Raw genomic sequence first — 25,490 nt, forward strand, 5'->3', positions numbered from 1 at the left:
AAATTCAAGGATATTGGACGGGCAAGACGACATGAGCAAGTAGGGCAATAGCCCGGATTGCGAATGTCGTCGGCAGCTGCGGGAGCGCCAACGGCGCAAAGACAAAAACCGCACAAGCAACAAAGGAGGAGAAATCAATGAAAGTATTCAAGAAAATCATGAATGCAGTAGCAGCAGTGGAAAATTGTATTCTTGTAGTATCCACCCTGCTGATACTGATCCTGACAGTGGGAAATGTTTTTTCCCGTAAAGTCATCCATCGTTCCTGGTCCTTTACCGAGGAGCTTGTAGTTGCAGTCTTTGTTCTTATTACCTTAATGGCTGCCGCACTTGCATGTCGCGAAGGAGAGCTGGTCAACCTGTCCCTGGTTACAGACCGTCTTCCCAGGAAGCTGAAAAAACCATCCGTAATCCTTTCCACTGTACTTTGCATTATTTTTACTGCCATCTTATTCTGGTTTGGCATGGACAAAGTAATCACACAGCTGGAGAACGGCAAACGTACCTTCGTACTGAACTGGCCGGAATGGATTTTCTGGTCCTTTGTTCCAATCGGATCCGGATGCATGATCTTACATTTTATTGAATATTGCATTGACTACTGTACTGATAAAATCAAGAAGGAGGATAAATAAATGATAAGCGTAGTTCTTTTTGTTTCATTTTTTGTTTTCCTGATCATGGGTGTGCCCATTGCAATCTGTCTGGGCCTGTCCTCTGTGTGTGCAATTTTGTACTCTGGAACCTCCCTTACTATTGTGGCAACCAACATGTATGCCGGAATCAGCAAATTTCTGCTTCTGGCAATTCCGTTTTTCGTACTTTCCGGAAATATCATGGCGAAAGCCGGAATTTCCAAAAGACTTGTTAAATTCGTTGACACCTGTGTGGGACACAGAAGAGGCGGTATTGCAATCGTATGCGTTATTGTAGCCTGCTTTTTCGGTGCAATTTCCGGTTCCGGCCCGGCAACTGTTGCAGCCCTTGGCGCAGTTCTGGTTCCGGCAATGGTGGAAAGAGGCGGCTTTAGCGCACCATTTTCTACTGCGCTTATGGCCACCTCAAGTTCCATCGCTATTGTCATTCCGCCAAGTATCGCATTCGTTGTATATGCCTCCATTACAGGCGTATCCATCGCAGATATGTTCATGGCAGGTATTGTACCTGGTATTCTGATGGGCGTTGCACTTGTTATCGTAGTTATGGTGGAAGCCAGAAGAAAAGGCATCCAGCCGGCACAGAAAAAAGCCACAGCCAGGGAACGCTGGGATGCATTTAAGGATGCTTTCTGGGGCTTCCTTATGCCGATCATTATCCTGGGCGGTATTTACGGCGGCGTTTTTACCCCAACAGAGGCAGCAGCCGTATCCGTTGTATATGGTCTGTTTGTAGGTATGGTAATCTATCGTGAGGTAAAATTAAAAGACCTGTTTGACCTTTGTGTTGATTCTGCGAAAACAACCGGAGGAATTATGCTGATCGTAGCATGTGCTTCCCTGTTTTCTTATGTATGTACCAAATTCGGTATTGCAGATGCAGCTTCTCAGCTTCTTGGAAGCATTGCACATAACCAGTTTACCTTCCTTCTGATCGTAAACATTATCTTCCTTATTGCAGGCTGCTTCATTGATGCAAACTCTGCAATGTACATTTTCATTCCGGTTATGCTTCCGGTATGTAAAGCGCTTGGCTATGATGTGGTAGCCTTTGGTGTTATGGCAACTGTAAACCTGGCAATCGGACAGGTTACCCCTCCTGTAGGAGTCAATCTGTTTGTGGCAATCGGAATCAAGATTAAAAAAGGCATGGAGGTTACCCTTCAGGAAATTTCCAAAGCCGTTATGCCTATGCTGGCAGCATGTATTGCTGTGCTTCTGGTTGTAACCTATATTCCGGTTACCTCAACAGCACTGCCAAAAGCTCTTGCGAAAAACGGTGCTTATTCCGGAAACTCTGCTTCCGGCGAAACCGGTTCCACCGCAGTCTCTGCAGCTGGCGAGGAGGATCATTCCTTCAATGAAATCGGTGACTACAGCGACCTTGGCTGGGAGGAAACCACCTGGAACTTTACCTGCTCCACAACAGAAACCTCTACCTGGGCAGATGGCGGCCGTAAGTTTGGCGAGCTGATGGAAAAAGCCACAGGGGGAAAAGTAAAGGTAAATGTATATGCAGCAGATCAGCTGACAAACGGAAACCAGTCCGAAGGAATCCAGGCATTGATGAACGGAGATCCGGTACAGATTTCCATGCATTCCAACCTGATCTACTCTGCCTTTGACCCAAGATTCAACGTAGTGTCCCTGCCGTTTATCTACGATTCCGTGGAAGATGCAGATGCCAAGTTTGACGGTGAGGCAGGAGAAAAATTAAAGGAAATCCTCAGTGAGTATGGTCTGCACTGTATGGGAATTGCAGAGAACGGCTTCCGTGAGCTTACCAACAGTGTCCGCGAGGTAAAATCCGTGGACGATATGAAGAACCTGAAAATCCGTGTGGCAGGCTCCAACCTTCTTATGGAATGCTATAAGAGATGGGGAGCAGACGCTACCAACCTGAACTGGTCTGAAACCTATACCGCTCTTCAGCAGAACACAGTTGAAGGCCAGGAGAATCCCCTTCCGGCAATTGATGCAGCCAGTGTGCAGGAGGTTCAGCCATACTGCTCCATGTGGGATGCAATTTATGACTGTCTGTTCTTCTGCATCAATCAGGACATTTACAATGGACTGACTCCTGAGCAGCAGGCGGTTGTAGACGAGGCTGGTCAGAAAGCAGTAGAGTATGAGCGTTACATTAACCGTTCCGGCGATGAAGAGATTATGGATCGCTGGGCAGAGAAAAACGGTGTAACCTTTACCCAGAAAGAGGATATGGACATTGATTCCTTCAAAGAGGCTGTAGACGGTATAGACCAGTGGTTTGTAGAAGAACTGAAGAAACAGGGCTATGACGATGCAGAAGAGCTGGTGGAGGCATTTGCAGGAATCGGTGATTACAGCGACCTTGACTGGAAGGAAACCACCTGGAACTTTACCTGCTCCACAACAGAAACCTCTACATGGGCAGATGGCGGCCGTAAGTTCGGCGAGCTCATGGAAAAAGCCACAGGCGGAAAAGTCAAAGTAAACGTATACGCAGCCGATCAGCTGACAAACGGAAACCAGTCCGAAGGAATCCAGGCACTGATGAACGGAGACCCGGTACAGATTTCCATGCACTCCAACCTGATCTACTCTGCCTTTGACCCGAGATTCAACGTGGTATCCCTGCCGTTTATTTACGACTCTGTGGAAGATGCAGATGCCAAGTTTGACGGCAAGTCAGGAGAAAAATTAAAGGAAATCCTCAGTGAGTATGGTCTGCATTGCATGGGAATTGCAGAGAACGGCTTCCGTGAGCTTACTAACAGCGTCCGCGAAGTAAAATCCGTGGACGATATGAAGAACCTGAAAATCCGTGTAGCAGGATCCAACCTTCTTATGGAATGCTATAAGAGATGGGGAGCAGATGCTACCAACCTGAACTGGTCTGAAACCTATACCGCTCTTCAGCAGAATACAGTTGAGGGCCAGGAGAATCCCCTTCCGGCAATTGATGCAGCCAGTGTGCAGGAGGTTCAGCCATACTGCTCCATGTGGGATGCAATTTATGACTGTCTGTTCTTCTGCATCAATCAGGACATCTATGACGGACTGACTCCTGAGCAGCAGGAGGTTGTGGACAAAGCAGGAAGAATGGCAGTGGAATATGAGCGTTACATTAACCGTTCCGGTGACGAAGAGATTATGGATCGCTGGGCAGGGAAAAACGGTGTAACCATTACCCAAAAGGAAGATATGGACATTGATTCCTTTAAAGAGGCTGTAGACGGCGTAGATCAGTGGTTTGTAGAAGAACTGAAAAACCAGGGCTATGACGATGGCCAGGAGCTGGTAGACGCATTTAAGTAAATAAAGAAAAACACCTTCTGAGATGGGAGAGCATTTCAGAAGGTGTTTTTTTACAATAATCCTGCAATTCTCAGGGAACACCATACCAGCAAAAGGGCCATAACCCCGTTCATCAGCTTATAATGTCCACTGTAAAACCGCTTTAGCATATTTCCTGCAAACGCCCAGATCAGATTTCCCAGTGCCCCGAGAAACATCAGATACACCGCAAACCCAAACAGTATGGGAGCTTTTGTCTCATAAGGCAGAATATAAGCGGAAAACATAGTCAGTCCATAAATGATAATCTTCACATTCACCAGCTGCAGGAAATAGCCCATGAGCCAGGTGGGCTTTTTCTCCTGTACCGCATCTGAGGGCGGAAGTCGGCGCCAGGTCTGCCATGCCAGATACAGCACATAGGCAGCACCCAGATACTTCATCACAGGCTGGATTCCCGGAACCACTTTTCCAAGGGTGCTGCAGAACAGTCCGGAAAGACACATCAAAGTAAGAGAACCGCTCCAGATTCCCGTCATAAACCGCAGATTCCCGGAAATTCCATATTTGCTTGCCGTGGAAAGCAGCAGGATATTATTTGGCCCCGGTGACCACACCGTGAGAATGGCAGACAGGGTCATTTCAATAAAAACAGATAAAGGCATGGAAATCCCCTCCTTTGGTATTTTGCAGGATGCGGCATATGGAACAGGAAGTATCCTTTCTCACATATAAGAAAGGCGCAACATTCTACATGCTGCGTCCTTGCAAAATCTGTACAAATTATGATTTCCTGTATCATAACACAAAATTGCCCGGATGTATATAGAATATTCGAACCATAAGTTGCAAGCTAAATTTAATGATATGAGTGTCAAAAGGTCTTTTGACACTCATTTGATCCCTGGATTGCTACGCAGCTACGCAGCTCCCGCAATCCTCCAAATATTCGAAATCCGCTGATTTACTACGTAAATCGCTACTTTCTCATATTTGGCGTGTCCCAAGTTCAAAAGCCTTATCGTGCAAGCACGAACGGCTTTTTGACCTTTTGACACTGGTATCATTAAATATTTGTAAAATTCAAGCAAAATGGGAATAGATATGATATAATACAGAAAATAACGAGGCCGTGAGCAGATTCAGAGCTTAACAGCATCAGATATAAGGAGGAATTGCAATGCTGAAAACCTGGATACCGGAAGAGATACCGGAAAAAGATGAACTGAAAAAACGAATCAAGGAAGCAGGAGAGAAGCTTTACCAGCAGCAGATGAAGCTAAAGGAGCATAAGCTTCCGGTGCTTGTGCTGTTTGAAGGCTGGAGTGCATCCGGCAAGGGAAGCACCATAGGTAAGGTGATCAAATATATTGATCCTCGCTTTTTTAAGGTGGCTACTATGTCCAAGCCTACAGAAGATGAGCTGCGCAGACCGTTTCTGTACCGCTATTTCAACCAGATCCCGGAAGCTGGCAAATTTACCTTTCTGGATTCCGGCTGGATGGAGCAGACCTGTAAGGATTGCCTGAATGGATTAGAGGAGGAAGCTTACACACAGCGGATTGAGAGTATTAAGCATTTTGAGCGGCAGCTTACAGATAATGGTTATCTGGTACTGAAATTTTTCATGGAGATCGATAAAAAAGAGCAGACAAGCCGCATGGAGCACCTTCACAAGGATCATGATACCAGGTGGCGTGTAAATGATTTTGACAAATGGCAGAATGAACACTACAAACGCTGCCAGAAGGTTTTTGACCGCTATCTTACAGACACCAACACCTCCATTGCACCCTGGTATATCATCGATGCTGCAGACAGAGGCTGGGCGGAGCTTCAGGTGCTTGAGACAATGGTAAATAATATTGACGTTGCCCTGCAGAACAGCGCCCACAGTGCGCCTCTTCTTCCAAATGTTTTTCCTCTTGTGAAAATGCCCCGGCTTTCTGAAATCGAACTGGCAGACAAGGTGATGGAAGATGAGGAATATAAGAAGGAGCTGAAACATCTGCAGAAAAAACTGGGAGAACTTCATAACCGTCTGTATCGGAAGCGTGTGCCTGTGATCATTACCTATGAGGGCTGGGATGCAGCCGGAAAGGGCGGAAATATCAAGCGAATTACAGAGGCTCTTGATCCCCGTGGCTTTGAGGTTCATCCTATTGCCAGCCCGGAGCCCCATGAAAAGGCACGTCATTATCTGTGGCGTTTCTGGACAAGACTGCCTAAGGATGGCCATATTGCTATCTTTGACCGCACCTGGTACGGCCGTGTGATGGTGGAAAGGCTGGAGGGCTTCTGCAGTGAAAATGACTGGAAGCGTGCTTACAATGAGATCAATGAGTTTGAGAAGGAGTTGTCTGACTGGGGTGCTGTGATTATTAAATTCTGGGTTCAGATTGATAAGGATACCCAGCTTGCCCGCTTTACAGATCGCCAGAATAATCCGGAAAAACAGTGGAAAATCACTGACGAGGACTGGCGCAACCGCGAGAAATGGGATGCCTACGAAACCGCCGTAGACGAAATGCTCACCAAAACCAGCACCGCCTACGCTCCGTGGCATATTCTGGAATCTGTGGATAAGAAGTATGCGAGAATTAAGGCATTGAAAATTGTAGTGAAAGAATTGGAAAAAGCGTTAGAATAGTGGATTCAATAGGGACGCATCCGGGCACCTGTTATTCCACGCAGGTCGGTGCAACGCTCCGGTGAACTAACTGCTAACTACGACTAAATCGTTCAGGATAGCCTTCACGATTAAGTCTTCGTAAGCAGTGGATTTCACCTTCGCTAAGAACGCACCTGAAATGACCTGCTTAGGAATAACAGGTGCCCGGATGCTGTGTACTGGATGGAACTGATGAGTACAAGGGAAGTTTATATAGGGCTTATACCGGATTATAAGAGGATGGGTTACGCATGCTTTACAGATGAGAAAATCACCCTGTGTCAATATAGCAGATACTTAATTTTTGCTGTATTACCAGTTGTCGATAACCAGCGATTTTGCAAGGTATATTCATGTAGCAGGCCATTTCAGGAGCGTCTTTAGTGGAGGCGAGATCCGATGGTTACGGAGACTTAGGCGCGAAGGCTCTCCTGAGCGTCTTAGTCGAAGTTACCAGCTAGCTTGCCGGAACGTTGCGACGGCCTGCGGTGAATATACCTTGTAAAAGCGCGTACGGGTAACGGCATACATCATGCCCTCAAATAATTCCTCATAGTCTTCAGCGCATTTTTCTCCAACCTGCTGACCTGCGCCTGGGAAATCCCAATCTCCTGGGCCACTTCCATCTGTGTTTTCCCCTCATAGAAACGCAAGTCAATAATATGCCGCTCCCGCTGATTCAGCCTGTTAATCGCCTCCCGCAGGGAAAGGTTCTCCACCCAGTTTTCCTCCCGGTTCTTCTTATCACTGATTTGATCCATCACGTAAAGGGTATCCCCACCCTCCGTATAAACCGGCTCAAACAAACTCACCGGATTCTGGATCGCATCCATCGCATAAACAATCGTCTCCTTCTCAATCCCAATCTCGTTGGCAATCTCCGCAATCGTCGGCTCCTTCAGATTATTCTTCATGTAAGTCTCTTTCGCATAAATCGCCCGGTAAGCAATATCCCGCAAAGACCGGCTCACCCGAATACTGTTGTTATCCCGGAGATACCGCCGGATTTCCCCAATGATCATAGGCACTGCATAAGTAGAAAATTTTACATTCAATGTAGTGTCAAAATTGTCGATGGCCTTAATCAACCCAATACACCCGATCTGAAAAAGATCATCCATATTTTCACTGCTCCCTGAAAAACGCTTGATCACACTGAGAACAAGCCGCAGATTTCCTTTAATATAAAGCTCCCTGGCCTCTTCATCACCCTCTTTGATCCGGCGAAAAAGTTCCTCTTTTTCCTCTGCTTTCAATACCGGAAGCTTCGACGTATTAACTCCGCAAATTTCAACTTTGTTAAGTGCCATTTTATGAATCCTCCTTTTTGTGCATAAGTAAACGGATTAATAAAATGATTCTCATGCCGGAGGATAAATATTCTTTTTTCGGGAAAATATAAAAATTATTGCCCCTTGACAATTTAAAACCATATTGCAATGAGCTTAGCAGGTTTCATAGTTTGTAACTCCTGGCTGGTGTTATATTTTGCCTGAATTTGGCTGTATTAGTCTTTTTTACAGCAATGCTTTTCATCAATCTCTACTAAAATAATGTCATCCCCAATCTGCCGGATGCAGTTCCAGGGAATGACATACTCGCTGGCCGGACCCCAGAAACAGAAGCAAAAGCTCCCGGGTCCCGGAACCACAATAGCCGTAATACACCCGCTTTCGCAGTCAAACTCCACATCCACCGGGCAGCCCAAAGTACGGCAGGTACAGATATTGATCACTTCTTTTTGTTTTAATTCGCAGATACGCATGAAAAATACCTGTTTTTTATGAGATTATGCAAAAATTCTGAAAATATGCCCAGAGTTTGTTGACACACTTTCTATATTTAAAGTATAATAAAAATTAAGAAATTCAGTCCGTTTTATGTTACCGAATGAAAAGATTGGTGCTGGTTCTGGCAAGTGAGAAAATACCTGTAAAAGTGCCAATGAATTGCTCCTAAAAAATGAGGAATACCTAATATAAAGTGATGCCGCCAACAAGCGGCATGTCCGTTTTGAAAGGCTGATACATGGGAGCGAAAAGGAGGGAGACAAGTTCATATGAGATGCCCATATTGCAATCAGGATAATACAAGAGTAGTAGATTCAAGACCAGTAGAAGAAACTAATTCCATCCGCCGCAGAAGATTGTGCGATTCCTGCGGAAGGAGATTTACTACATATGAGAATGTGGAGATCATTCCGCTGACGGTCATCAAGAAAAATCTGAACCGGGAGCAATACGACCGCAACAAACTGATCAACGGCATCCGCCGCGCCTGCTATAAGCGTCCCATCGCCAGCGAGAAATTAGAAGCCATGATCGACGCCGTAGAAGGCGACATCTTCGACACCGAAGAAAAAGAAATCTCCAGCACCAAGATTGGCGAAATCGTCATGAGCCACCTAAAAGACCTGGATTCCGTCGCCTACGTGCGCTTCGCGTCCGTGTACAGGGAATTTAAAGATGTAAGCACCTTCATGGATGAATTGAAGAAGTTCATGAACTAAGAAAATCCCCCGCCGTAGAGCGGGGGATTTTCGCTACGCAAACGGAGCGAAGCGGAGTTCGCGGTTCCCGCCCCCGCCGTAGAGCGGGGGATTTTCGCTACGCAAATTTTCTTCCACCATACAAAAAAGGGGCAGGCGCCGAAGCGCCCGCCCCTCTCAATTTCATATCATGCTCAGATTAGCAGATACCCTGAGCCTTCATAGCATCTACAACCTTCTCGAATCCAGCGATGTTAGCACCAGCAACATAGTTGTCCTCCATGCCGTAACGCTTAGCAGCATCATCAGCTTTATGGAAGATATCTACCATGATACCGTGAAGCTTCTCATCCACTTCCTCAGCTGTCCAGGAAAGTCTCATGGAGTTCTGGCTCATCTCAAGAGCAGAAGTAGCAACGCCGCCGGCGTTAGCTGCCTTACCAGGCATAAACAGAACACCATTCTCCATCAGATAGCTTGTAGCATCAAGAGTAGTAGGCATGTTAGCACCCTCAACTACATATTTGCAGCCGTTAGCAACCAGTGCCTTAGCACCCTCAAGAGGAAGCTCATTCTGAGTAGCACATGGAAGGTATACATCACATTTAATGTTCCAGATTCCAAGTCCCTCTGTATAGGTAGCACCCTCAACACGGTCAGCATACTCTTTGATACGACCACGTTTTACTTCCTTAATATCCTTTACAATATCAAGCTTGATTCCCTCTGGATCATATACATATCCGTTGGAATCGCACATAGCAACAACCTTGCCGCCAAGCTGCTGAGCCTTCTCAACTGCGTAGATAGCAACGTTTCCGGAGCCTGTAACGATGAAGGTCTTGCCATCAATAGAATCATTATGTGCTTTCATGATCTCATCAAGCATATAAACAACACCATATCCGGTAGCCTGTGTACGAATCAGGGATCCGCCGTAGGTAAGTCCCTTACCTGTAAGAACACCCTCATATAATCCGCGGATTCTCTTATACTGTCCAAATAAATAACCGATCTCACGTCCGCCTACACCGATATCTCCTGCAGGAACATCAGTATCAGCACCAATATATTTAGAAAGCTCTGTCATAAAGCTCTGGCAGAATGCCATAACCTCTCTGTCAGATTTACCCTTCGGGTCAAAGTTGGAACCACCTTTACCACCGCCAATGGGAAGTCCGGTAAGGGAGTTCTTAAAAGTCTGCTCAAATCCAAGGAATTTTAAGATACCCTGGTTAACTGACGGATGGAAACGAAGACCACCCTTGTAAGGTCCGATTGCACTGTTGAACTGTACACGGTAACCCTTATTAACCTGAACAACGCCCTTGTCATCTACCCACGGAACACGGAAGGAAATGATTCTTTCCGGCTCAACAAGACGTTCCAGAAGAGACATGCTGCGGTATTCTTCTTCATTTTTGTCGATTACGACTTTCAGGGAATCCAGAACCTCTTTTACTGCCTGATGAAACTCCGGCTCGCCAGGATTCTGTGCTACGACTCTTTCATATACTTCTTCAGTGTAAGACATTGTAATTCCTCCTCATCCTGAGTATGTAAAATTTTTTCAACGTCGCTATTATACACTAAAGCGCTAAAAAAGAAAAGAGTTTTTTTCGGATTTCCAAAAATTTCATAGGGGCTTGCGAAAATCAGCCAAATATGAGATGATAGAAAACAAGAAACATGCTATGCCGATGCAAAGGAGTGAAAATAAATGAAGACATTTGAGAAATCCAGCAAACTGGATAACGTACTATACGATGTGCGAGGCCCGGTTGTGGATGAGGCAGCCAGAATGGAAGAGGATGGAATGGAGATCCTGAAACTGAATATCGGCAACCCATATCCTTTCGGTTTTTCCGCACCACAGGAAGTAATACTGGACATGCTGAGCAATATCCGTACCTCACAGGGGTATTCTGATTCCAAGGGAATATTCTCAGCGAGAAAGGCAATCATGCAGTATGCACAGCTTCGGGGAATCCCGGGCGTGACCATGAATGATATTTATACAGGTAATGGTGTCAGCGAGCTGATCAACCTGTGTATGCAGGCCCTTTTGGATAATGGGGACGAGATCCTGATCCCGGCACCGGATTATCCTCTATGGACAGCGACTGCTACCTTAGCCGGAGGTAATGTAGTGCATTACATCTGTGATGAGCAGTCAGAATGGTATCCGGATATTGATGACATCAGAAGCAAGATCACAGATAAGACCAAGGCCATCGTTATCATTAATCCCAATAATCCTACAGGTGCGGTATATCCTAAGGAGATCCTGGAGCAGATCGTACAGATCGCAAGAGAGCATGAGCTGATCATTTTCTCCGATGAGATTTATGACCGTTTGATCATGGACGGGTATAAGCATACCTCCATCGCCTCTTTGGCACCGGATGTATTCTGCGTTACCTTTTCCGGACTTTCCAAGTCCCACATGATCGCAGGCTTCCGTATCGGATGGATGATCCTAAGCGGTGCCAAGAATAAGGCGAAGGGCTACATAGAGGGAATCAATATGCTCTCATCCATGCGTCTTTGCTCTAATGTTCCGGCCCAGTCCATTGTGCAGACGGCACTTGGCGGCTACCAGAGTGTGAATGAATACATTCAGCCGGGCGGAAGGGTTTACGAGCAGAGAGACTTTATTTACAAGGCCCTTAATGATATTCCGGGAATCAGTGCTGTGAAGCCTAAGGCTGCCTTCTACATTTTCCCGAAGATCGACACAGAGAAATTCAATATTTACAATGATGAACAGTTCGCTCTTGATTTCCTGCATGAGAAGCAGGTGCTTCTGGTACCGGGTAAGGGCTTTAACTGGAATTCTCCGGACCACTTCCGTGTAGTATATCTGCCGAACGTGCGTCAGCTGGAGAAGGCTATGGGCAAGATGCGAGAGTTCCTGTCCACATATAAACAAAGATAAGCAAGCTTGCATTTTTCAGGGAGGAAGATTTATCGGAAAATTAAAAAGAGAAAGGGGTTTACCATATGGCAGGATTTAACATGAAAGTAACACCGGAAATAGAAAGCCTGACAGGAATCTGTAAGGAGCATACCAGTCTTGATCTGTCACTTTATCAGAAATACGATGTAAAGCGAGGTCTTCGTGATATCAATGGTAAGGGCGTTCTTGCAGGCCTGACTCAGGTTTCCAATGTATGTGCAGTGAAGGTAGTTGACGGCAAGGAGGTGCCCTGTGCAGGAAGTCTTTCCTACAGAGGCTATGACATTAAGGAGCTTACCCGAGGATTTATTGAAGATGACAGATACGGTTTCGAGGAGACTACTTATCTCTTGCTGTTTGGCAGGCTTCCCAATGAGACGGAGCTTCAGAACTTTACCAGGCTTCTGGCCAATCAGAGATCCCTTCCCACCAATTTCGTAAGGGACGTTATTATGAAGGCACCTTCCAAGGACATTATGAATGCCCTGTCAAGAAGTGTACTTACACTTTATTGCTACGATAAGGAGCCGGATGATATTTCCCTTCCGAATGTATTGAGACAGTGCCTGAACCTGATCAGCGTATTTCCTCTTTTATCCGTATACGGCTATCAGGCCTACAACCATTATGTATGCGGCAAGAGCCTTTACATTCACAATCCGAAGAAGGAGCTTTCCACAGCAGAGAATATTCTGCGTATGCTCCGTCCTGACAAGAAGTATTCCCACCTGGAGGCGAAGATCCTGGATCTTGCCCTGATCCTCCACATGGAGCATGGCGGCGGTAACAACTCTACCTTTACCACCCATGTAGTATCTTCCTCAGGTACCGATACGTATTCCGCAATCGCAGCTGCCCTTGGTTCCTTGAAGGGACCGAAGCACGGCGGTGCCAACATCAAGGTTGTAAGCATGTTCCAGGATCTGAAGAAGCATGTTAAGGATATTTCCGATGAAGAAGAGGTAAGAGAGTATCTGCGCAAGCTCCTCCATAAGGAAGCCTTCGATAAGAGAGGTCTTATCTATGGTATGGGACACGCTATCTACTCTGTATCCGATCCCCGTGCCCAGGTTCTCAAGGGCTTCGTAGAGACCCTTGCAAAGGAGAAGGGCCGCATGAAGGAGTACAACCTTTACGCCATGGTAGAGAAAATGGCACCTGAGGTAATTGCTGAGGAACGCCATATTTACAAGGGTGTCAGCGCCAACGTGGACTTTTACAGCGGCTTTGTATACAGCATGCTGGATCTGCCCCTTGAGCTTTATACACCGATTTTTGCAGTGGCGCGTATTGTAGGATGGAGTGCCCACCGAATGGAAGAGCTGATCAACACAGATAAGATCATTCGTCCGGCATACAAGAATGTACTGCCGCCTGCACAATATGTACCTCTTAAGGAGCGTGAATAGAAATGACAGAAGCAACAGAAGCAACAGAAGTTTCATCCTCTCTTATTCTGGAGGGTGGAGGAAACAGAGGCGTATTTACAGCAGGAGCATTGGATTTCCTTATGGAAAAGGATGTGAAATTCCCCTATGTTGTGGGGGTTTCCGCAGGCTCCTGCAATGCCCTTGACTATGTTTCCCATCAGCCGGGGCGCACCAGGGACTGTATGATTGTAGAGGACAAGGAGAATAGCTACATTGCCACCAGGGCTGCCCTTAAGAAGCACCAGCTTTTTGATATGGACATGCTATTTGACAGGTATCCAAATGAGCTCTTTCCCTTTGATTTTGACACCTTTTTCCAGTCCGATATCCAGTGTGAAATGGTAGTGACAAACTGCCTGACAGGTGATGCGGAATATATGTCTGAGAAGCATGACAGGCAGCGGCTGATGGATATCGGAAGAGCCTCCTCCAGCATTCCCCTTGTAAGTCCTGCTGTGGAGATAGACGGAGTTCCCTACCTGGACGGAGGAGTCGCAGATTCCATTCCCCTGATCCATGCCATGGAGAAGGGCTATCGCAAGAATGTGGTGATCCTTACCAGAAATAAGGGCTACCGCAAGAAGAAGCCCGGTAAAAGCACACCTGTTTATGTAGCTGCCTTTCGCCATTATCCGGAGCTCCTGAATACCTTATATAACCGCTACCGCAATTACAACCGGACCCTGGAGCTTATAGAGAAATGGGAGCAGGAGGGACACATTTTTGTAATTCGCCCAGAGATGCCTGCCGTAGGAAGAGCAGAGACCAATAAGGACAAGCTGATGGATTTTTATCAGCATGGCTATGAGGTAATGAAGGAGCGCTATGAGGAGCTGCAGGCTTACCTGCACAGCTGATTGCAGAAAGCCTTTTTCAAACACGCTCTAGTACAGCGTAAATTAAGTATCTGCTATATTGACGTAGGATGATTTTCTCATATGCAAGGCGGAGGAATGAGGCGTAGCGGTGGCTACGGCGATTGACGACAACGCAGCATATGAAAAATCAGACAAGTCAATATGGCGGTTACTTAATATTCGCTGTACTAGGGAGCTTCTGACAGAATATAAAGAAATAAAGGATGTAACAGAATGTTTGAACGCTTTTTTCCAGATGAATATCTGGATTCAGCATATGTAGTAAACTATAAGAAATTATACCAGGAGGGCTATCGAGGGCTTTTGTTCGACGTTGACAATACCCTGGTTCCTCATGGGGCACCGGCCGACGAGAGAGCCATACAGCTTTTTAAGGAGCTGCGGGACATAGGGTTTTCCTGCTGTCTGGTGTCCAACAATAAGAAAAAAAGAGTTGCACCCTTTGCCAGTCTTGTGGGTGCCGAATATATTGAACTGGCAGCCAAGCCATCCAGAAGAGGCTATGAGAGAGCTATGGAGCGGCTTGGAACAAACCCCGGGAATACGGTATTCATCGGAGACCAGCTGTTTACGGACATTTGGGGGGCTAAGAATGCCGGTCTTCGCAACATTTTGGTGAAGCCTATACACCCGAAGGAAGAGATCCAGATCGTGCTGAAGCGCTATCTGGAAAGAATCGTATTACATTTTTATACCAAGGAGGAGAAGAATTCATGAACCATATTGTGGTTATCGGATTTATGGGTTCTGGCAAGACAAGAGTGGGGAAACGTCTGTCCAGTGACCTGGGACTGACATTTGTAGATGTAGACAAGGTGATCGTCCGCAAAATGAACATGCCTGTGAAGGAGATCTTTCAGAGATTTGGGGAGCCATATTACCGCGCACTGGAGACTATGACCGTGAAGGCACTGATTGAGGACAAGGAGAAGAAAGTGATTTCCCTTGGTGCAGGTCTTCCGATCCAGGAGCAGAATGAGAAATATATCAAACAGCTTGGCACAGTTGTTTACCTGAAGGGCTCTGCTGAAACCTTCCGCAAGAGACTGGAAGGAAACAACAATCCACTTCTGGAAGGGGACAACCAGGAAGAGAAGATCAAGAAGCTTCTGAAGCAGCGCGACCCGATCTATCATAAATTTGCAGATATTGAGGTAGTAACAGGCGTGAAGCCTTTCGAGGAGCTGATCAAGGAAATTGAGAGTAAGCTTCCCTGAGAGTGAGCTGTGAGTCGGTTCCATATCCATGATTTTCAAGAAAAATCTCTCATTATAAAAAAAGTAGTTGAAAAAATGGTACATATATTATAAAATATTGCTAGTCACAAGCACTATAAGGAGGAAAAATTAATTATGATTTCAGCAGGTGATTTCAGAAACGGTGTCACAGTAGAAATTGATGGCAACGTTTGTCAGATCGTAGAATTTCAGCATGTTAAGCCGGGTAAAGGAGCTGCTTTCGTTAGAACCAAATACAAAAACATTATCACAGGATCCGTATTAGAGAAATCCTTCCGTCCTACAGAGAAATTCCCTACAGCACGTATTGAGCGTGTTGATATGCAGTATCTGTACAATGACGGCGGATTATACTACTTCATGAACGTAGAGACATTTGACCAGGTTGGTCTTACAGAAGAGCAGGTTGGCGATTCTCTGAAGTTTGTTAAAGAGAACGAGATGGTTAAGATCTGTTCCCACAATGGCAATGTATTCGCTATCGAGCCACCGTTATTCGTTGAGCTTGTAGTTACAGAGACAGAGCCAGGATTCGCTGGAAATACAGCACAGGGTGCTACCAAGCCAGCTACAGTTGAGACTGGAGCACAGGTTATGGTTCCTCTGTTCGTTAACCAGGGAGACAAGCTTAAGATCGATACCAGAACAGGTGAGTATCTGTCCCGTGTTTAATGTTTGAATAAGCGTAAGGCTTTATGTGCCATCGGCGATTGCGCCGGTGGCATATTTTGTATGCGGATAACAGCATGATAAATGTATATTGCTAATCGAATAATTACAGGAGGAGACGAAACATGGAGTACACGACATTAGGAAAAACAGGACTTCGGATTTCAAGGATGGGCTTTGGCGGAATCCCCATTCAGAGAATTGACGCAGAGGGAACCAAGGCACTGATGAAGCAGCTTATGGATGAAGGTGTTAACTACATTGACACCGCAAGAGGCTATACAGTCAGTGAGGAATATCTTGGTTATGCATTGGAGGGAATCCGGGACAAGTTTGTGCTTGCCACCAAGAGTATGGCCAGAACCAAGGATGCTATGGCAGCAGATATTGAGAAAAGTCTTGGAAATCTTCGCACAGACCACATTGATCTGTACCAGGTACATAACCCAAGCATGGAGCAGCTGGATACAGTTGTAGGCGAAGGGGGCGCACTGGAAGCCCTCATGGAAGCCAAGGCAGCAGGCAAAATCAATCACATCGGTCTTACCGCACATTCCACAGAAGTGTTTGAACGGGCTTTAAGCCTTGACTGGGTGGAGACCATCATGTTCCCATATAATATAGTAGAAAGTCAGGGCGAAGAGCTGATCCGCAAATGCCAGGAGAAAAACGTAGGCTTCATCGCCATGAAACCTCTGGCCGGCGGCGCTATTGAGAACGGAACCCTTGCCCTTCGCTACGTCTGTTCCAATCCTGCCGTTACCGTGGTGATCCCGGGAATGGCAGAGGTATCCGAATTAGAAGAAAACATTAAAGCATGCGCAGACACCACACCCCTTACTAAGGAGGAGCTTTCCCAAATGGAAGAAATCCGCCGTCAGCTTGGCACCAATTTCTGCCGCCGCTGCAATTACTGTGCGCCATGTACAGTAGGAATCAGCATTCCAAGCGCCTTCCTTTTCGCAGGCTATCTGGAACGCTATAACCTTGCAGATTGGGCAAGGGACCGCTACGGAAGCCTTGGGGTAAAAGCATCCGCCTGCGTAGGCTGCGGCAAATGCGAAACCAGATGTCCATACCATCTTCCAATCCGGGAGATGCTGAAGAAGGTGGCCGAGGAATTCGGAGAATAGAATCAGGTGACATGTTCGCTCTACAAGTAAGTCCCGGAAGCATTGAATCCTCAATACTTCCGGGGCTCCTGGAAAAAACAGGCTGTTATTATTTACCATTCTTCTTTTCGTTTTTCAACAACAACCTTACATCTTTTCTTATAGAAAGCGATACCGTAAAGTGTTATATCGTGGCGTCCGTCATTTCTCAAATACTCATAATATCTCCGGCTCTTAATTTGCTCAATCGCTTTTGCACAGGCCTTATCTAAGCCTGATATGTCTTTTGAATACTTAAGCTCAAAGACAATCCCTGCATCTGGATTTTCCGGTTTAATAATGATATCTGCAAAGCCTTCCCCAGCCTCCACATTTGACCGAACCACCCAGTTCGTGTTTCCAATCAGCAAGCCTACCAAAAACGTATGATAAGAACTCTCCTTTTCTTTTTCCGGTGCTTTCGTGTCAAAGACACTGATGGAATTACTAAGAGTCCGATTTAAATATTGTTCTATTGATGATACATTTCCTTCTTCAACAGACTTCCAGAGAAAGGTTAATTGTTCCGTATTCGCACGTACTTTTTTATCAAACCATTCCTGTATTTGAACCTTATAGACCTCTTTCACTTCTTTATTGGGAATGACCAGCTTATATGCGCCCTGGTCTGTGATTCCGGCTTGGGTCAGATAGCCTGTGGTAAATAAAACACTCCAGATATTTTCAATACTATTGTCAATCTCATCGTAGGTCAATTCCAATCTGACATTTTTTTCAATAGGCTCGCCTGCAACCAAACGCTCGATTTCATCCTGGGTTGTCTTGTTTGCCCTGGTGATGAAATTTTTGACAAGAATGTTTCCGCTGGTATTGATCCAGTAGCACTGTGGCATTGCTGTTGGATTCTTACAAAGGAGATCTACATGATTGATCACATCCCATGGACAATAAATATCTGCAGCTCCAAAATGGTAACCATCGTACCACTCTTTTATTTCAGGCAAATGCCCTTCCAAATGATAGGTCTTCAGCAGTTTGCTTACTTCCTCTTCAGTGAAACCAAATTGTTCATCAAAGCGAACATCTGTAATGGACAAAACCTTGAAATTATTCAGACCAGTGAAAATACTCTCCTTCGAAACACGCAGACATCCGGTTAAAACTGCAAACTGCAGGAACTGGTTGGTTTTCAGAGCATCTCCGAATAACGCGCGAAGCAGTGACAGCATTTCCTGGTAATAGCCGTTTTGATATGCCTTGTCCAAAGGAACATCATACTCATCAATCAAGATGATGGTCTTCTGCCCATAATAGTGAAACAACAATTCCGATAATGTCTGCAGTGCCGCTTCAAGGGTTTCATCATCCATCAAATATTTGCCGCTGCTCATTTGAACCAATGCACCATATCTGGCTTTTTCATTTTCTGTCAGTCTGTCACTGTCTTTCAGAAAATGGAATCGCTCTGCCTCCAGAGCAACTAACTTAACCAGCTTCGCTTTCGCTTTTGCAAAGGTTTCGCCCTCGACACCTTTTAATGTAAGAAATATTACAGGAAACTTCCCAAGATATTCTTCCACAAGATCCTTTCTTTGTGAAATATTAAGTCCCTCAAATAAGGTGCTATCAGCCCCGATTTCGAAAAAATAACGGAGCATACTCATGTTCAGTGTTTTTCCAAAACGCCGGGGTCTTGTAAACAGATTTACCTTTCCCCAGTTGTCAAGAAGCTGTTCAATCAATTTCGTTTTATCAATATAGTAAAAACCAAGTCGGCGAATCTCCCGAAAATCTTCAATGCCAACCGGAAGCTTCAGCAATGCCGCCATATTTTTCACGCTCCCTTCCAAAGCTATACTCCTGAACCTAAAATACCTCTCATGTATTTTGATTTTATCATCTGAAGGAATAAATGGCAAGATGAAGCACCAGAAACTATCCCTTGACAACCTGAAGCCGTTTGCCTTATAATAAACCAAAAGCGCAACCGCTTAAACTTCGTCTGCGTACCAGAACTACCTATTATAATCCATTTAGGGCTTGTACTGGTTTCGACGGGGGTTTTGAAGTTGTGGAAGCCATCCGCAGTCTCCCGAACTGCGTAATAACGGGAAATTCTAAATATAAACGCTGACGATCAGTTAGTAATGGCAGCCTAAGTGCTGCCCGTCAGTCCTGTTGCACTCACACTTCAGGAGTCTGGCGTCGACCTTGTGAGAAACCTTGCCGGGTAAGCTTTGCCCCGGTAGATGTATTATGAAGCTACTGAAGCAGTAAGCCTGTCGGTGGGCGTGCTGCAAAGGGAATGTTAATACAGCGACTGTGATGGGAGATGCCGCAAGGGATAGACTTTCGGACGCGGGTTCAATTCCCGCCAGGTCCACTTAAGAGATAAGGGTGCTCATTATGGCACCCACAGGGCAAGCCCCGGAAACATTGAACTCTCGATGCTTCCGGGGCTTTTTTTGACAAACTTCATCTTTTCCAGTACTGTGATACCAAAAAGAGAAAAAGGGGTATCACTATGAACTTACAAGAAAAAGTAAAACCATACTTAGAATACTGTATCTACAGAAAAGAACTGGATGCGAAAACAATAAAAGCATACCGAATTGATTTAACCCAGTTCTTTTTCTATGTACAAAGCGATGAACCAGAAAAAGAAGCCATCGAACAGTACATCACAGAACTACACAAAAAATACAAGCAGAAAACAATAAAAAGAAAAATTGCCTCCATAAAAGCCTTTTACAGTTACTTAGAGGAAGAGGAACTGGTAGAACAAAATCCTTTTCGGAAAATAAAAGTAAAATTTAAAGAAACCATCATTCTTCCGCGCATCATACCCCGGGAAGAAATCGAGCAGCTGCTCAATTACATATATGCCAGCATAAGCAGTCTTTCAGGAATTCAATATAAGCACACTTTACGTGACGCCTCAGTTATCGAAGTATTTTTCGCTACAGGTGCCAGAGTTTATGAGATCTCCAACATTCGGGCAGAAAATATAAATTTAAATTCTGGCCTGATACGAATTATGGGAAAAGGCAGAAAAGAAAGATATATCCAAATCAGCAATACAGCCGTTTTGGACATTTTAAGAAAATATTATGAAGAAAATGAGCCCGAAATAAAAAAGTCCGGCTATTTTTTTATAAACAACAGGGGAAATCGCTATACAGAACAATCAATTCGGCTCATGCTGAAGAAATATACACTAAAGGCAGGAATACAAAGAAAAATCACTCCCCATATGTTTCGTCATTCCTTTGCAACATACCTTATAGAGGAAGGCGTCGACGTAAGCTGCGTACAGCAGCTCCTGGGTCATTCTTCCATTAAAACCACCCAGATCTACATCCACGTAGCTGCCAAAAAACAGGCAGACATTTTAAGAGAACTGCATCCACGGAATAATATGAATATTGTAAAAGTTGCGTAAGGCAAGTCGTGGCAATATAGTTATATCAACCAGCTGCAAAAACAGGTGGTCTTTTTGTTATACAAAAATCTGGCGAAATTAAGCAGAAATTTCAAATTCTTTCACTAAATCCCTCAAAATATGCTAAACTATGAAAGTCCAATAATCTATATCCCCAAAAAGGAGATGATTGCCAATGGAAAAATCCTTTCCCAAAACAAAAGAATACATGGTTCCACAGATATACGATTATATCCTACACCGCTCCGGCGACAAATCCGTACAAAATGATAAAACAGGCATCCAGAGAATGCTGCAAAATTTTAACGGAGCTTTTACAGAAGAACAACTCCGGGAAAACATGGAAAAGTACAACCTCACAAAAATGTTTGAACTGGTTAAAAAATATTTTAAAAGGGAATACGATTATGAAGATAACTCTATTATATTAAGCAACAACTACCAGCAGAGCATCAATAGCTATCTATACGATGACCAGGTGAATCCCATCTTTATCCATATTGACGAGCTCCTGGAATCTACAATGATTGCATTTTTGGCAGCAGCATTTAAGTGGTCCAAGGAATTTGAAAATCTGGAAGTTTATGGTGAATGCTTTAAATATGTACTGTTTTTGCTGAATGATGTCTGTATCTTTGGAAAAATGCAGGGCGTGGAAGCCAATAACGCCCTTTTAAAACTGCTGTCAAACGATACCCAGATTTTACAGCTTGCAGAAAGCTGCTATTGGACGATTCTGGTTTTCAGTTTGGCCCATGAAATGGCACATGCATATTTCGCACATATCGGAAAGAAGTATTCGGAAAAACATCTCGAAAGAAAAGAATATGATGCAGATATGGTGGCTTATGACATTGTTCTGAGAATTATTATGGATGCTGATAAGGAACACATTTTGGAAGATTATACTTATCTGGCGCCCATGATGTATATGGATTTCTTTGATTTATACTATTATACAGACCGGATCTTGTATAAAACCAGATTTTATGATCCAAGCCATCCTACTCCTGACAAACGAAAGCGTCGCCTGTTCGCAGTTGTAAACAAGGACGAATACGAATTTGATGCAGTATCAGGCAATGATTTATATAGAGATTTTCTTGACATCTTCAAAGAATACAAGGAACAGGTTCTTTTGAAAATGGAACGGGGAAAATTAGATAAAATAATACACGTAGAAAAAAGAAGAAAAATGAGAGGAGAGAACGAGTATGACACTGCAGGAAGCACTGAAATATGATAATCTTCTGAAACACAATCTTATGGAAAAGGCAGCTACACTTAATCTGAGTGAAGAAACTGCAAGCCAGATTATGGATCAGCATGTACTTGTAATCCCGGATGATGCAAGAAGTGGAATGATATTCCTTGGAAATGAATCTGCTTCCTACAAATTAGGAAATGTTCGCTTAAATCTGAAAAATGCCGTTGTAGCAGGCCTGGAACTATTTGCTGCGATCAGCATTCCAGATACTTTTTGGAATTATCTGCAGCTTTTAATCTCTGCAGCCTTTTTTATTCAGAAATCTACGAAACAGGAAGTTGAAAAAGAAGAAGCGTACATACTATATTTCCTACATCAGCAGGATTGCTACAAGGTAGGAATAAAGGAAAATGATTTTGAACATAGATTTGAAATGTGGTGCCAGGGCAGGCAATTAGAATATCCGGGAAAAATGAACTGTGAAAAGGCCATAAAGCACTTATATAAAAACAAAATGATAGATATAGAAGCGGAAATGATTTATTTGAAGGAACAGGTGATTGGACATGTTACCTCATGACTTATAACGAAACACCTCCAAAATATGAACAAAATAATGGAAAAGAAAAGTATTGAAAGAAACGGAAAACATGCCGAGTAATTTCACAAAGGAAAAGGAGTCTGGCTAAATGCAAAATAAAAATCACATATTCCTTCAATTGAAAAAAATCACGGAAGTCACCACCTTAAGCTTCCTCCTGTTTTACATACTCCTTCCGGGAATCAGCACAAATCTGTATCTGGGAATCTATGCAGCAGCAATTCTGATTTTATATTTTGCAGCCGGAGACTACCGAAATACGGAAATTCTCCAGGAATTTCTTACAGCCGGAGCTTTTGCGGCTATAGGCTTCCTTATATCTAAGCTTGCCAATGGCTGTACCGTGGTAGATATATGGAACAACAACTCCTGGTTTCGATTCCTGCTTTTGGAAACCTGCATCGCTGAATACATTATCTTCTGGCTTCTTCAGATGAAATTGCAAAAAGAGCAACAGCGGTTCTATGAGACCTCCGCTTCCATGAAGCTCTTTCCAACCCGTGAAAGTGATCTGGAGCGGCTTTCCCTCTATTTATCTGAGGTGGATGCAGTTGGCATAAATGGTACCTGGGGCAGCGGCAAAACCTTTCTGGCAGACCGGTACATAGAACGAAATCAGGACAAATACGAAGTGATCCAGGTAGAGCCTCTGACCTGCAACATGTCCGCCATAGATTCCTACCTGTTTCAGCAATTGGAAAAAGTCCTTCGTGCCAACCGCATCTACCCCAGATATTCCAGAAAGCTGCAGCGTGCGCTGTCTGAAAATGCCTGGGGAAAACAATTCAATTCTATTTTGGGCACAGGTGAAAATGATCAGGTAACCGAATTTCAGGGCTTCTGTCAGGATCTGGATAAGCTGGATCACAAAATCCTTCTGGTCTACGAGGACATTGACCGTATTTCCGGTGAAAACCGTGATCAGATTGCCCGCCTGTTCGACCTCACCCAGAAAATGATCTCCCACAACGTAAAAGTAATCTACCAATTTGATCGGTTCTTTCCACACTTGGTTGAAATTGATGTGCTAAAGTTATATAATACATTCAAAATATATTTACCAAGAGGGATATTTATATGGACGAATTTATTAAGTTACTTGACCCAGCCTATGAACTAATACAATATCGCATAAAAGAAGATAAAGTGATTTTTCATATTGCATCAACAATAGCTGAATTAGAATGTCCGTTTTGTGGAAGAAAAACATCTAAAGTTCATTCTATTTATGAAAGAGAAATTCAAGATCTTCCTATGCAAGGAAAAAAGGTCATTCTGTTGGTGGATACCAGGAAAATGCGATGTATGAATCTGGACTGTTCTCATAAAACTTTTTCCGAGAAACATCCATTTGTGGCTGCTAAATCGAAAAAAACGAACAGGTTAATCCAAAATATTTTATATACATCATCCCAACTAAGCTCGTTGAATGCTTCTAAACTTTTAAAAAGCGAAAATATTTCAGTTTGCAAAAGCAGCATCTGCGATCTGCTTAAAAAAAATGCCATCCATTGTGGATAAATCTTCTGTAAAAATGGTATGTGTGGATGACTTTGCTCTCCGTAAAAGATTTTCTTATGGAACAGTTATGATAAATTTGGAAAATCATCGGATTGTTGATATGATTCCGTCAAGAGATACAAATGTTGTCTGCAACTGGCTGAAAACGTTTCACAATATCGAAGTTATTTCAAGGGATGGAGCCATTACATACGCATCCGCTGCTACAAATTCTCATCCTGATGTCATACAGATTAGTGACCGTTTTCACTTGATAAAGGGACTTTCGGAAGTTATCTGTAAATATATATTTCGTGAGTTTCCTGCAAGGGTTGAAATACCATTAACAGAAGGCGTTACGGATGAAATGAAAGCATTATATAACACTGCAAACCGGTCATTGCGTATAAAATTCGCCCATGAAAAACGCAGGGAAGGACTGACCATATCGGATATAGCATTATTGTTACATTCATCACCTAAAACAATCCAAAAATATCTTGCGATTCCAGAAGACCAGATTCCAGAAAGTAAGGAAATTGCCAGGGAACGGCAACACCAGCTGGCAATAAAACAAAAAGAACAGGAAATAAAAGAAGCAAGAAAAATGGCTTTGGCAGGATATCCGATTGAGCAGATTGCATCTCAGATGCACCGTGCCCATAAGACTATACAAAATTATTTAAATCCTGATTTTTCAGTTACAAATGGTCACTATAATGTTCGAATTCCAGGAAAATTAGCTCCATATGAGAACGAGGTAATAAAACTCAGGAGTCAGGGATTAACGTATCCCCAAATACATGATATTATTTGTAAAAAGGGATATACTGGCAGTGTAGCTTCGTTACGAATGTTTATGAAAAAAGAAAGAACACGAATGCATGAACAGAATGAAACAGAAAAGCCGCATTCTGAATATGTGCAAAGGAAATCCTTATGCCAGCTGGTTTATAAAAAACTCGAGGATATTGGCACAATCACTGTCAAACAGTATCAGGAAGTATTAAAAAAATATCCTTTATTAAGTGAGTTATATACATTAACCAAAGACTTTTGTAATGTCATATTCTCTAAAAATCCTACAAAAATAGATGAATGGATCAATGCAGCACAAAAATATGATATCCCTGAACTTCAAACATTCATAAACGGCATAAAAAAGGATATAACTGCTGTAAAAAATGGAATTATATATTCGTATAATAATGGCTTAGCAGAAGGCAGTGTAAATAAAATCAAAGTCATAAAACGGGTAATGTATGGTCGAAACAGTTTTGAACTATTGAAGGCGAAAGTGCTATTCGGAGAACTCTTTCACGTTAAATTCAACTAAGCATGGAAAGAACCGTTCTACCGTTTA

Annotated in this window: 22 protein-coding genes and 1 other RNA gene; 18 read left to right on the forward strand and 5 right to left on the reverse strand. The window is 43.9% G+C overall.

Annotated elements, in window-relative coordinates; translation table 11 throughout:
- The first annotated feature begins 137 nt into the window (after positions 1 to 137).
- Positions 138 to 635, forward strand: a complete 498-nt coding sequence (locus H8S54_RS14395) for a TRAP transporter small permease (protein ID WP_186901713.1) — start codon at positions 138 to 140, stop codon at positions 633 to 635.
- Positions 636 to 3,953 (forward strand): TRAP transporter large permease subunit, encoded by a 3,318-nt coding sequence (locus H8S54_RS14400; RefSeq protein WP_186901714.1) that lies wholly within the window; start codon positions 636 to 638, stop codon positions 3,951 to 3,953. It abuts the gene before it with no gap.
- Positions 3,954 to 4,003: 50 nt separating this feature from the next.
- On the opposite strand, the gene H8S54_RS14405 is transcribed toward H8S54_RS14400, so the two are convergent.
- Entirely contained in the window at positions 4,004 to 4,597 is a 594-nt protein-coding gene (locus H8S54_RS14405; protein WP_021926494.1) for a LysE family transporter, read from the reverse strand.
- Positions 4,598 to 5,112: 515 nt separating this feature from the next.
- On the opposite strand from H8S54_RS14405, the gene pap reads away from it, so the two are divergent.
- Positions 5,113 to 6,582: a polyphosphate:AMP phosphotransferase gene (gene pap, locus H8S54_RS14410; protein ID WP_186901715.1), complete on the forward strand. Its 1,470-nt coding sequence runs from the start codon at positions 5,113 to 5,115 to the stop codon at positions 6,580 to 6,582.
- Between the two features lie 551 nt (positions 6,583 to 7,133).
- Here the strand turns inward: pap and sigG are convergent.
- Entirely contained in the window at positions 7,134 to 7,913 is a 780-nt protein-coding gene (gene sigG / locus H8S54_RS14415) for an RNA polymerase sporulation sigma factor SigG (protein ID WP_021926492.1), read from the reverse strand.
- Between the two features lie 197 nt (positions 7,914 to 8,110).
- Positions 8,111 to 8,368: a PRC-barrel domain-containing protein gene (locus H8S54_RS14420; RefSeq protein WP_021926491.1), complete on the reverse strand. Its 258-nt coding sequence runs from the start codon at positions 8,366 to 8,368 to the stop codon at positions 8,111 to 8,113.
- 294 nt (positions 8,369 to 8,662) lie between these two features.
- On the opposite strand from H8S54_RS14420, the gene nrdR reads away from it, so the two are divergent.
- Positions 8,663 to 9,112, forward strand: a complete 450-nt coding sequence (gene nrdR / locus H8S54_RS14425; protein ID WP_021926490.1) for a transcriptional regulator NrdR — start codon at positions 8,663 to 8,665, stop codon at positions 9,110 to 9,112.
- 178 nt (positions 9,113 to 9,290) lie between these two features.
- Here the strand turns inward: nrdR and gdhA are convergent, their stop codons facing one another.
- Entirely contained in the window at positions 9,291 to 10,625 is a 1,335-nt protein-coding gene (gene gdhA, locus H8S54_RS14430) for an NADP-specific glutamate dehydrogenase (protein ID WP_117854207.1), read from the reverse strand.
- A gap of 186 nt (positions 10,626 to 10,811) precedes the next feature.
- Here gdhA and H8S54_RS14435 point away from each other — a divergent pair, with 186 nt between their 5' ends.
- The 7 genes from H8S54_RS14435 (at position 10,812) to H8S54_RS14465 (ending at position 17,398) form a co-directional block, all read left to right on the forward strand.
- Complete coding sequence (locus tag H8S54_RS14435) at positions 10,812 to 12,029, forward strand: aminotransferase class I/II-fold pyridoxal phosphate-dependent enzyme (RefSeq protein WP_021926721.1); 1,218 nt, start codon at positions 10,812 to 10,814, stop codon at positions 12,027 to 12,029.
- Positions 12,030 to 12,094: 65 nt separating this feature from the next.
- A complete protein-coding gene (locus tag H8S54_RS14440) occupies positions 12,095 to 13,459 on the forward strand; it encodes a citrate/2-methylcitrate synthase (RefSeq protein ID WP_186901716.1) in 1,365 nt (454 codons plus the stop codon).
- A 2-nt stretch (positions 13,460 to 13,461) separates the two neighbouring features.
- The gene (locus H8S54_RS14445) at positions 13,462 to 14,337 is read left to right on the forward strand and encodes a patatin-like phospholipase family protein (RefSeq protein WP_186901717.1); all 876 of its coding nucleotides are present in this window, start codon (positions 13,462 to 13,464) and stop codon (positions 14,335 to 14,337) included.
- A gap of 234 nt (positions 14,338 to 14,571) precedes the next feature.
- Entirely contained in the window at positions 14,572 to 15,075 is a 504-nt protein-coding gene (locus H8S54_RS14450) for a YqeG family HAD IIIA-type phosphatase (RefSeq protein WP_173765400.1), read from the forward strand.
- A complete protein-coding gene (locus H8S54_RS14455; protein WP_117854211.1) occupies positions 15,072 to 15,575 on the forward strand; it encodes a shikimate kinase in 504 nt (167 codons plus the stop codon). The genes H8S54_RS14450 and H8S54_RS14455 overlap by 4 nt, the downstream gene beginning before the upstream one ends.
- 135 nt (positions 15,576 to 15,710) lie before the next feature.
- Positions 15,711 to 16,268 carry an elongation factor P gene (efp, locus tag H8S54_RS14460; protein ID WP_021926717.1) on the forward strand — a complete coding sequence of 186 codons (558 nt, stop codon included), beginning with the start codon at positions 15,711 to 15,713 and terminating at the stop codon, positions 16,266 to 16,268.
- A 122-nt stretch (positions 16,269 to 16,390) separates the two neighbouring features.
- Positions 16,391 to 17,398: an aldo/keto reductase gene (locus H8S54_RS14465; RefSeq protein WP_186901718.1), complete on the forward strand. Its 1,008-nt coding sequence runs from the start codon at positions 16,391 to 16,393 to the stop codon at positions 17,396 to 17,398.
- A gap of 92 nt (positions 17,399 to 17,490) precedes the next feature.
- Here H8S54_RS14465 and H8S54_RS14470 read toward each other — a convergent pair whose 3' ends face one another.
- A complete protein-coding gene (locus tag H8S54_RS14470; protein WP_186901719.1) occupies positions 17,491 to 19,206 on the reverse strand; it encodes an AAA family ATPase in 1,716 nt (571 codons plus the stop codon).
- A gap of 207 nt (positions 19,207 to 19,413) precedes the next feature.
- Between H8S54_RS14470 and ssrA the strand changes: the two genes are divergently transcribed.
- The 7 genes from ssrA to H8S54_RS14505 all read left to right on the forward strand — a co-directional run bounded on the left by ssrA (position 19,414) and on the right by H8S54_RS14505 (position 25,463).
- Positions 19,414 to 19,763: a transfer-messenger RNA gene (gene ssrA / locus H8S54_RS14475) on the forward strand.
- Positions 19,764 to 19,901: 138 nt separating this feature from the next.
- Entirely contained in the window at positions 19,902 to 20,819 is a 918-nt protein-coding gene (locus H8S54_RS14480) for a tyrosine-type recombinase/integrase (protein WP_186901720.1), read from the forward strand.
- 175 nt (positions 20,820 to 20,994) lie between these two features.
- On the forward strand, positions 20,995 to 22,062 hold the full coding sequence (locus tag H8S54_RS14485) for a M48 family metalloprotease (RefSeq protein WP_186901721.1): 1,068 nt from the start codon (positions 20,995 to 20,997) through the stop codon (positions 22,060 to 22,062).
- The gene (locus tag H8S54_RS14490; RefSeq protein ID WP_186901722.1) at positions 22,034 to 22,606 is read left to right on the forward strand and encodes a hypothetical protein; all 573 of its coding nucleotides are present in this window, start codon (positions 22,034 to 22,036) and stop codon (positions 22,604 to 22,606) included. Before H8S54_RS14485 ends, H8S54_RS14490 begins: the two co-directional genes overlap by 29 nt.
- Before the next feature lie 109 nt (positions 22,607 to 22,715).
- A complete protein-coding gene (locus H8S54_RS14495; RefSeq protein ID WP_186901723.1) occupies positions 22,716 to 23,747 on the forward strand; it encodes an ATP-binding protein in 1,032 nt (343 codons plus the stop codon).
- On the forward strand, positions 23,705 to 24,148 hold the full coding sequence (locus H8S54_RS18330) for a transposase family protein (protein WP_173829196.1): 444 nt from the start codon (positions 23,705 to 23,707) through the stop codon (positions 24,146 to 24,148). The genes H8S54_RS14495 and H8S54_RS18330 overlap by 43 nt, the downstream gene beginning before the upstream one ends.
- Positions 24,141 to 25,463, forward strand: a complete 1,323-nt coding sequence (locus H8S54_RS14505) for an ISL3 family transposase (protein ID WP_330600195.1) — start codon at positions 24,141 to 24,143, stop codon at positions 25,461 to 25,463. The genes H8S54_RS18330 and H8S54_RS14505 overlap by 8 nt, the downstream gene beginning before the upstream one ends.
- Positions 25,464 to 25,490: the final 27 nt, after the last annotated feature.

Source organism: Blautia segnis (assembly GCF_014287535.1).
GTDB lineage: Bacteria > Bacillota > Clostridia > Lachnospirales > Lachnospiraceae > Blautia_A > Blautia_A acetigignens.

Coding starts and splice junctions, on each gene's coding strand:
- H8S54_RS14395 (WP_186901713.1), top strand. CDS start 138: ATGAAAGTATTCAAGAAAATCATGAATGCAGTAGCAGCAGTGGAAAAT.
- H8S54_RS14400 (WP_186901714.1), top strand. CDS start 636: ATGATAAGCGTAGTTCTTTTTGTTTCATTTTTTGTTTTCCTGATCATG.
- H8S54_RS14405 (WP_021926494.1), bottom strand. CDS start 4,597: ATGCCTTTATCTGTTTTTATTGAAATGACCCTGTCTGCCATTCTCACG.
- pap (WP_186901715.1), top strand. CDS start 5,113: ATGCTGAAAACCTGGATACCGGAAGAGATACCGGAAAAAGATGAACTG.
- sigG (WP_021926492.1), bottom strand. CDS start 7,913: ATGGCACTTAACAAAGTTGAAATTTGCGGAGTTAATACGTCGAAGCTT.
- H8S54_RS14420 (WP_021926491.1), bottom strand. CDS start 8,368: ATGCGTATCTGCGAATTAAAACAAAAAGAAGTGATCAATATCTGTACC.
- nrdR (WP_021926490.1), top strand. CDS start 8,663: ATGAGATGCCCATATTGCAATCAGGATAATACAAGAGTAGTAGATTCA.
- gdhA (WP_117854207.1), bottom strand. CDS start 10,625: ATGTCTTACACTGAAGAAGTATATGAAAGAGTCGTAGCACAGAATCCT.
- H8S54_RS14435 (WP_021926721.1), top strand. CDS start 10,812: ATGAAGACATTTGAGAAATCCAGCAAACTGGATAACGTACTATACGAT.
- H8S54_RS14440 (WP_186901716.1), top strand. CDS start 12,095: ATGGCAGGATTTAACATGAAAGTAACACCGGAAATAGAAAGCCTGACA.
- H8S54_RS14445 (WP_186901717.1), top strand. CDS start 13,462: ATGACAGAAGCAACAGAAGCAACAGAAGTTTCATCCTCTCTTATTCTG.
- H8S54_RS14450 (WP_173765400.1), top strand. CDS start 14,572: ATGTTTGAACGCTTTTTTCCAGATGAATATCTGGATTCAGCATATGTA.
- H8S54_RS14455 (WP_117854211.1), top strand. CDS start 15,072: ATGAACCATATTGTGGTTATCGGATTTATGGGTTCTGGCAAGACAAGA.
- efp (WP_021926717.1), top strand. CDS start 15,711: ATGATTTCAGCAGGTGATTTCAGAAACGGTGTCACAGTAGAAATTGAT.
- H8S54_RS14465 (WP_186901718.1), top strand. CDS start 16,391: ATGGAGTACACGACATTAGGAAAAACAGGACTTCGGATTTCAAGGATG.
- H8S54_RS14470 (WP_186901719.1), bottom strand. CDS start 19,206: ATGGCGGCATTGCTGAAGCTTCCGGTTGGCATTGAAGATTTTCGGGAG.
- H8S54_RS14480 (WP_186901720.1), top strand. CDS start 19,902: ATGAACTTACAAGAAAAAGTAAAACCATACTTAGAATACTGTATCTAC.
- H8S54_RS14485 (WP_186901721.1), top strand. CDS start 20,995: ATGGAAAAATCCTTTCCCAAAACAAAAGAATACATGGTTCCACAGATA.
- H8S54_RS14490 (WP_186901722.1), top strand. CDS start 22,034: ATGACACTGCAGGAAGCACTGAAATATGATAATCTTCTGAAACACAAT.
- H8S54_RS14495 (WP_186901723.1), top strand. CDS start 22,716: ATGCAAAATAAAAATCACATATTCCTTCAATTGAAAAAAATCACGGAA.
- H8S54_RS18330 (WP_173829196.1), top strand. CDS start 23,705: ATGGACGAATTTATTAAGTTACTTGACCCAGCCTATGAACTAATACAA.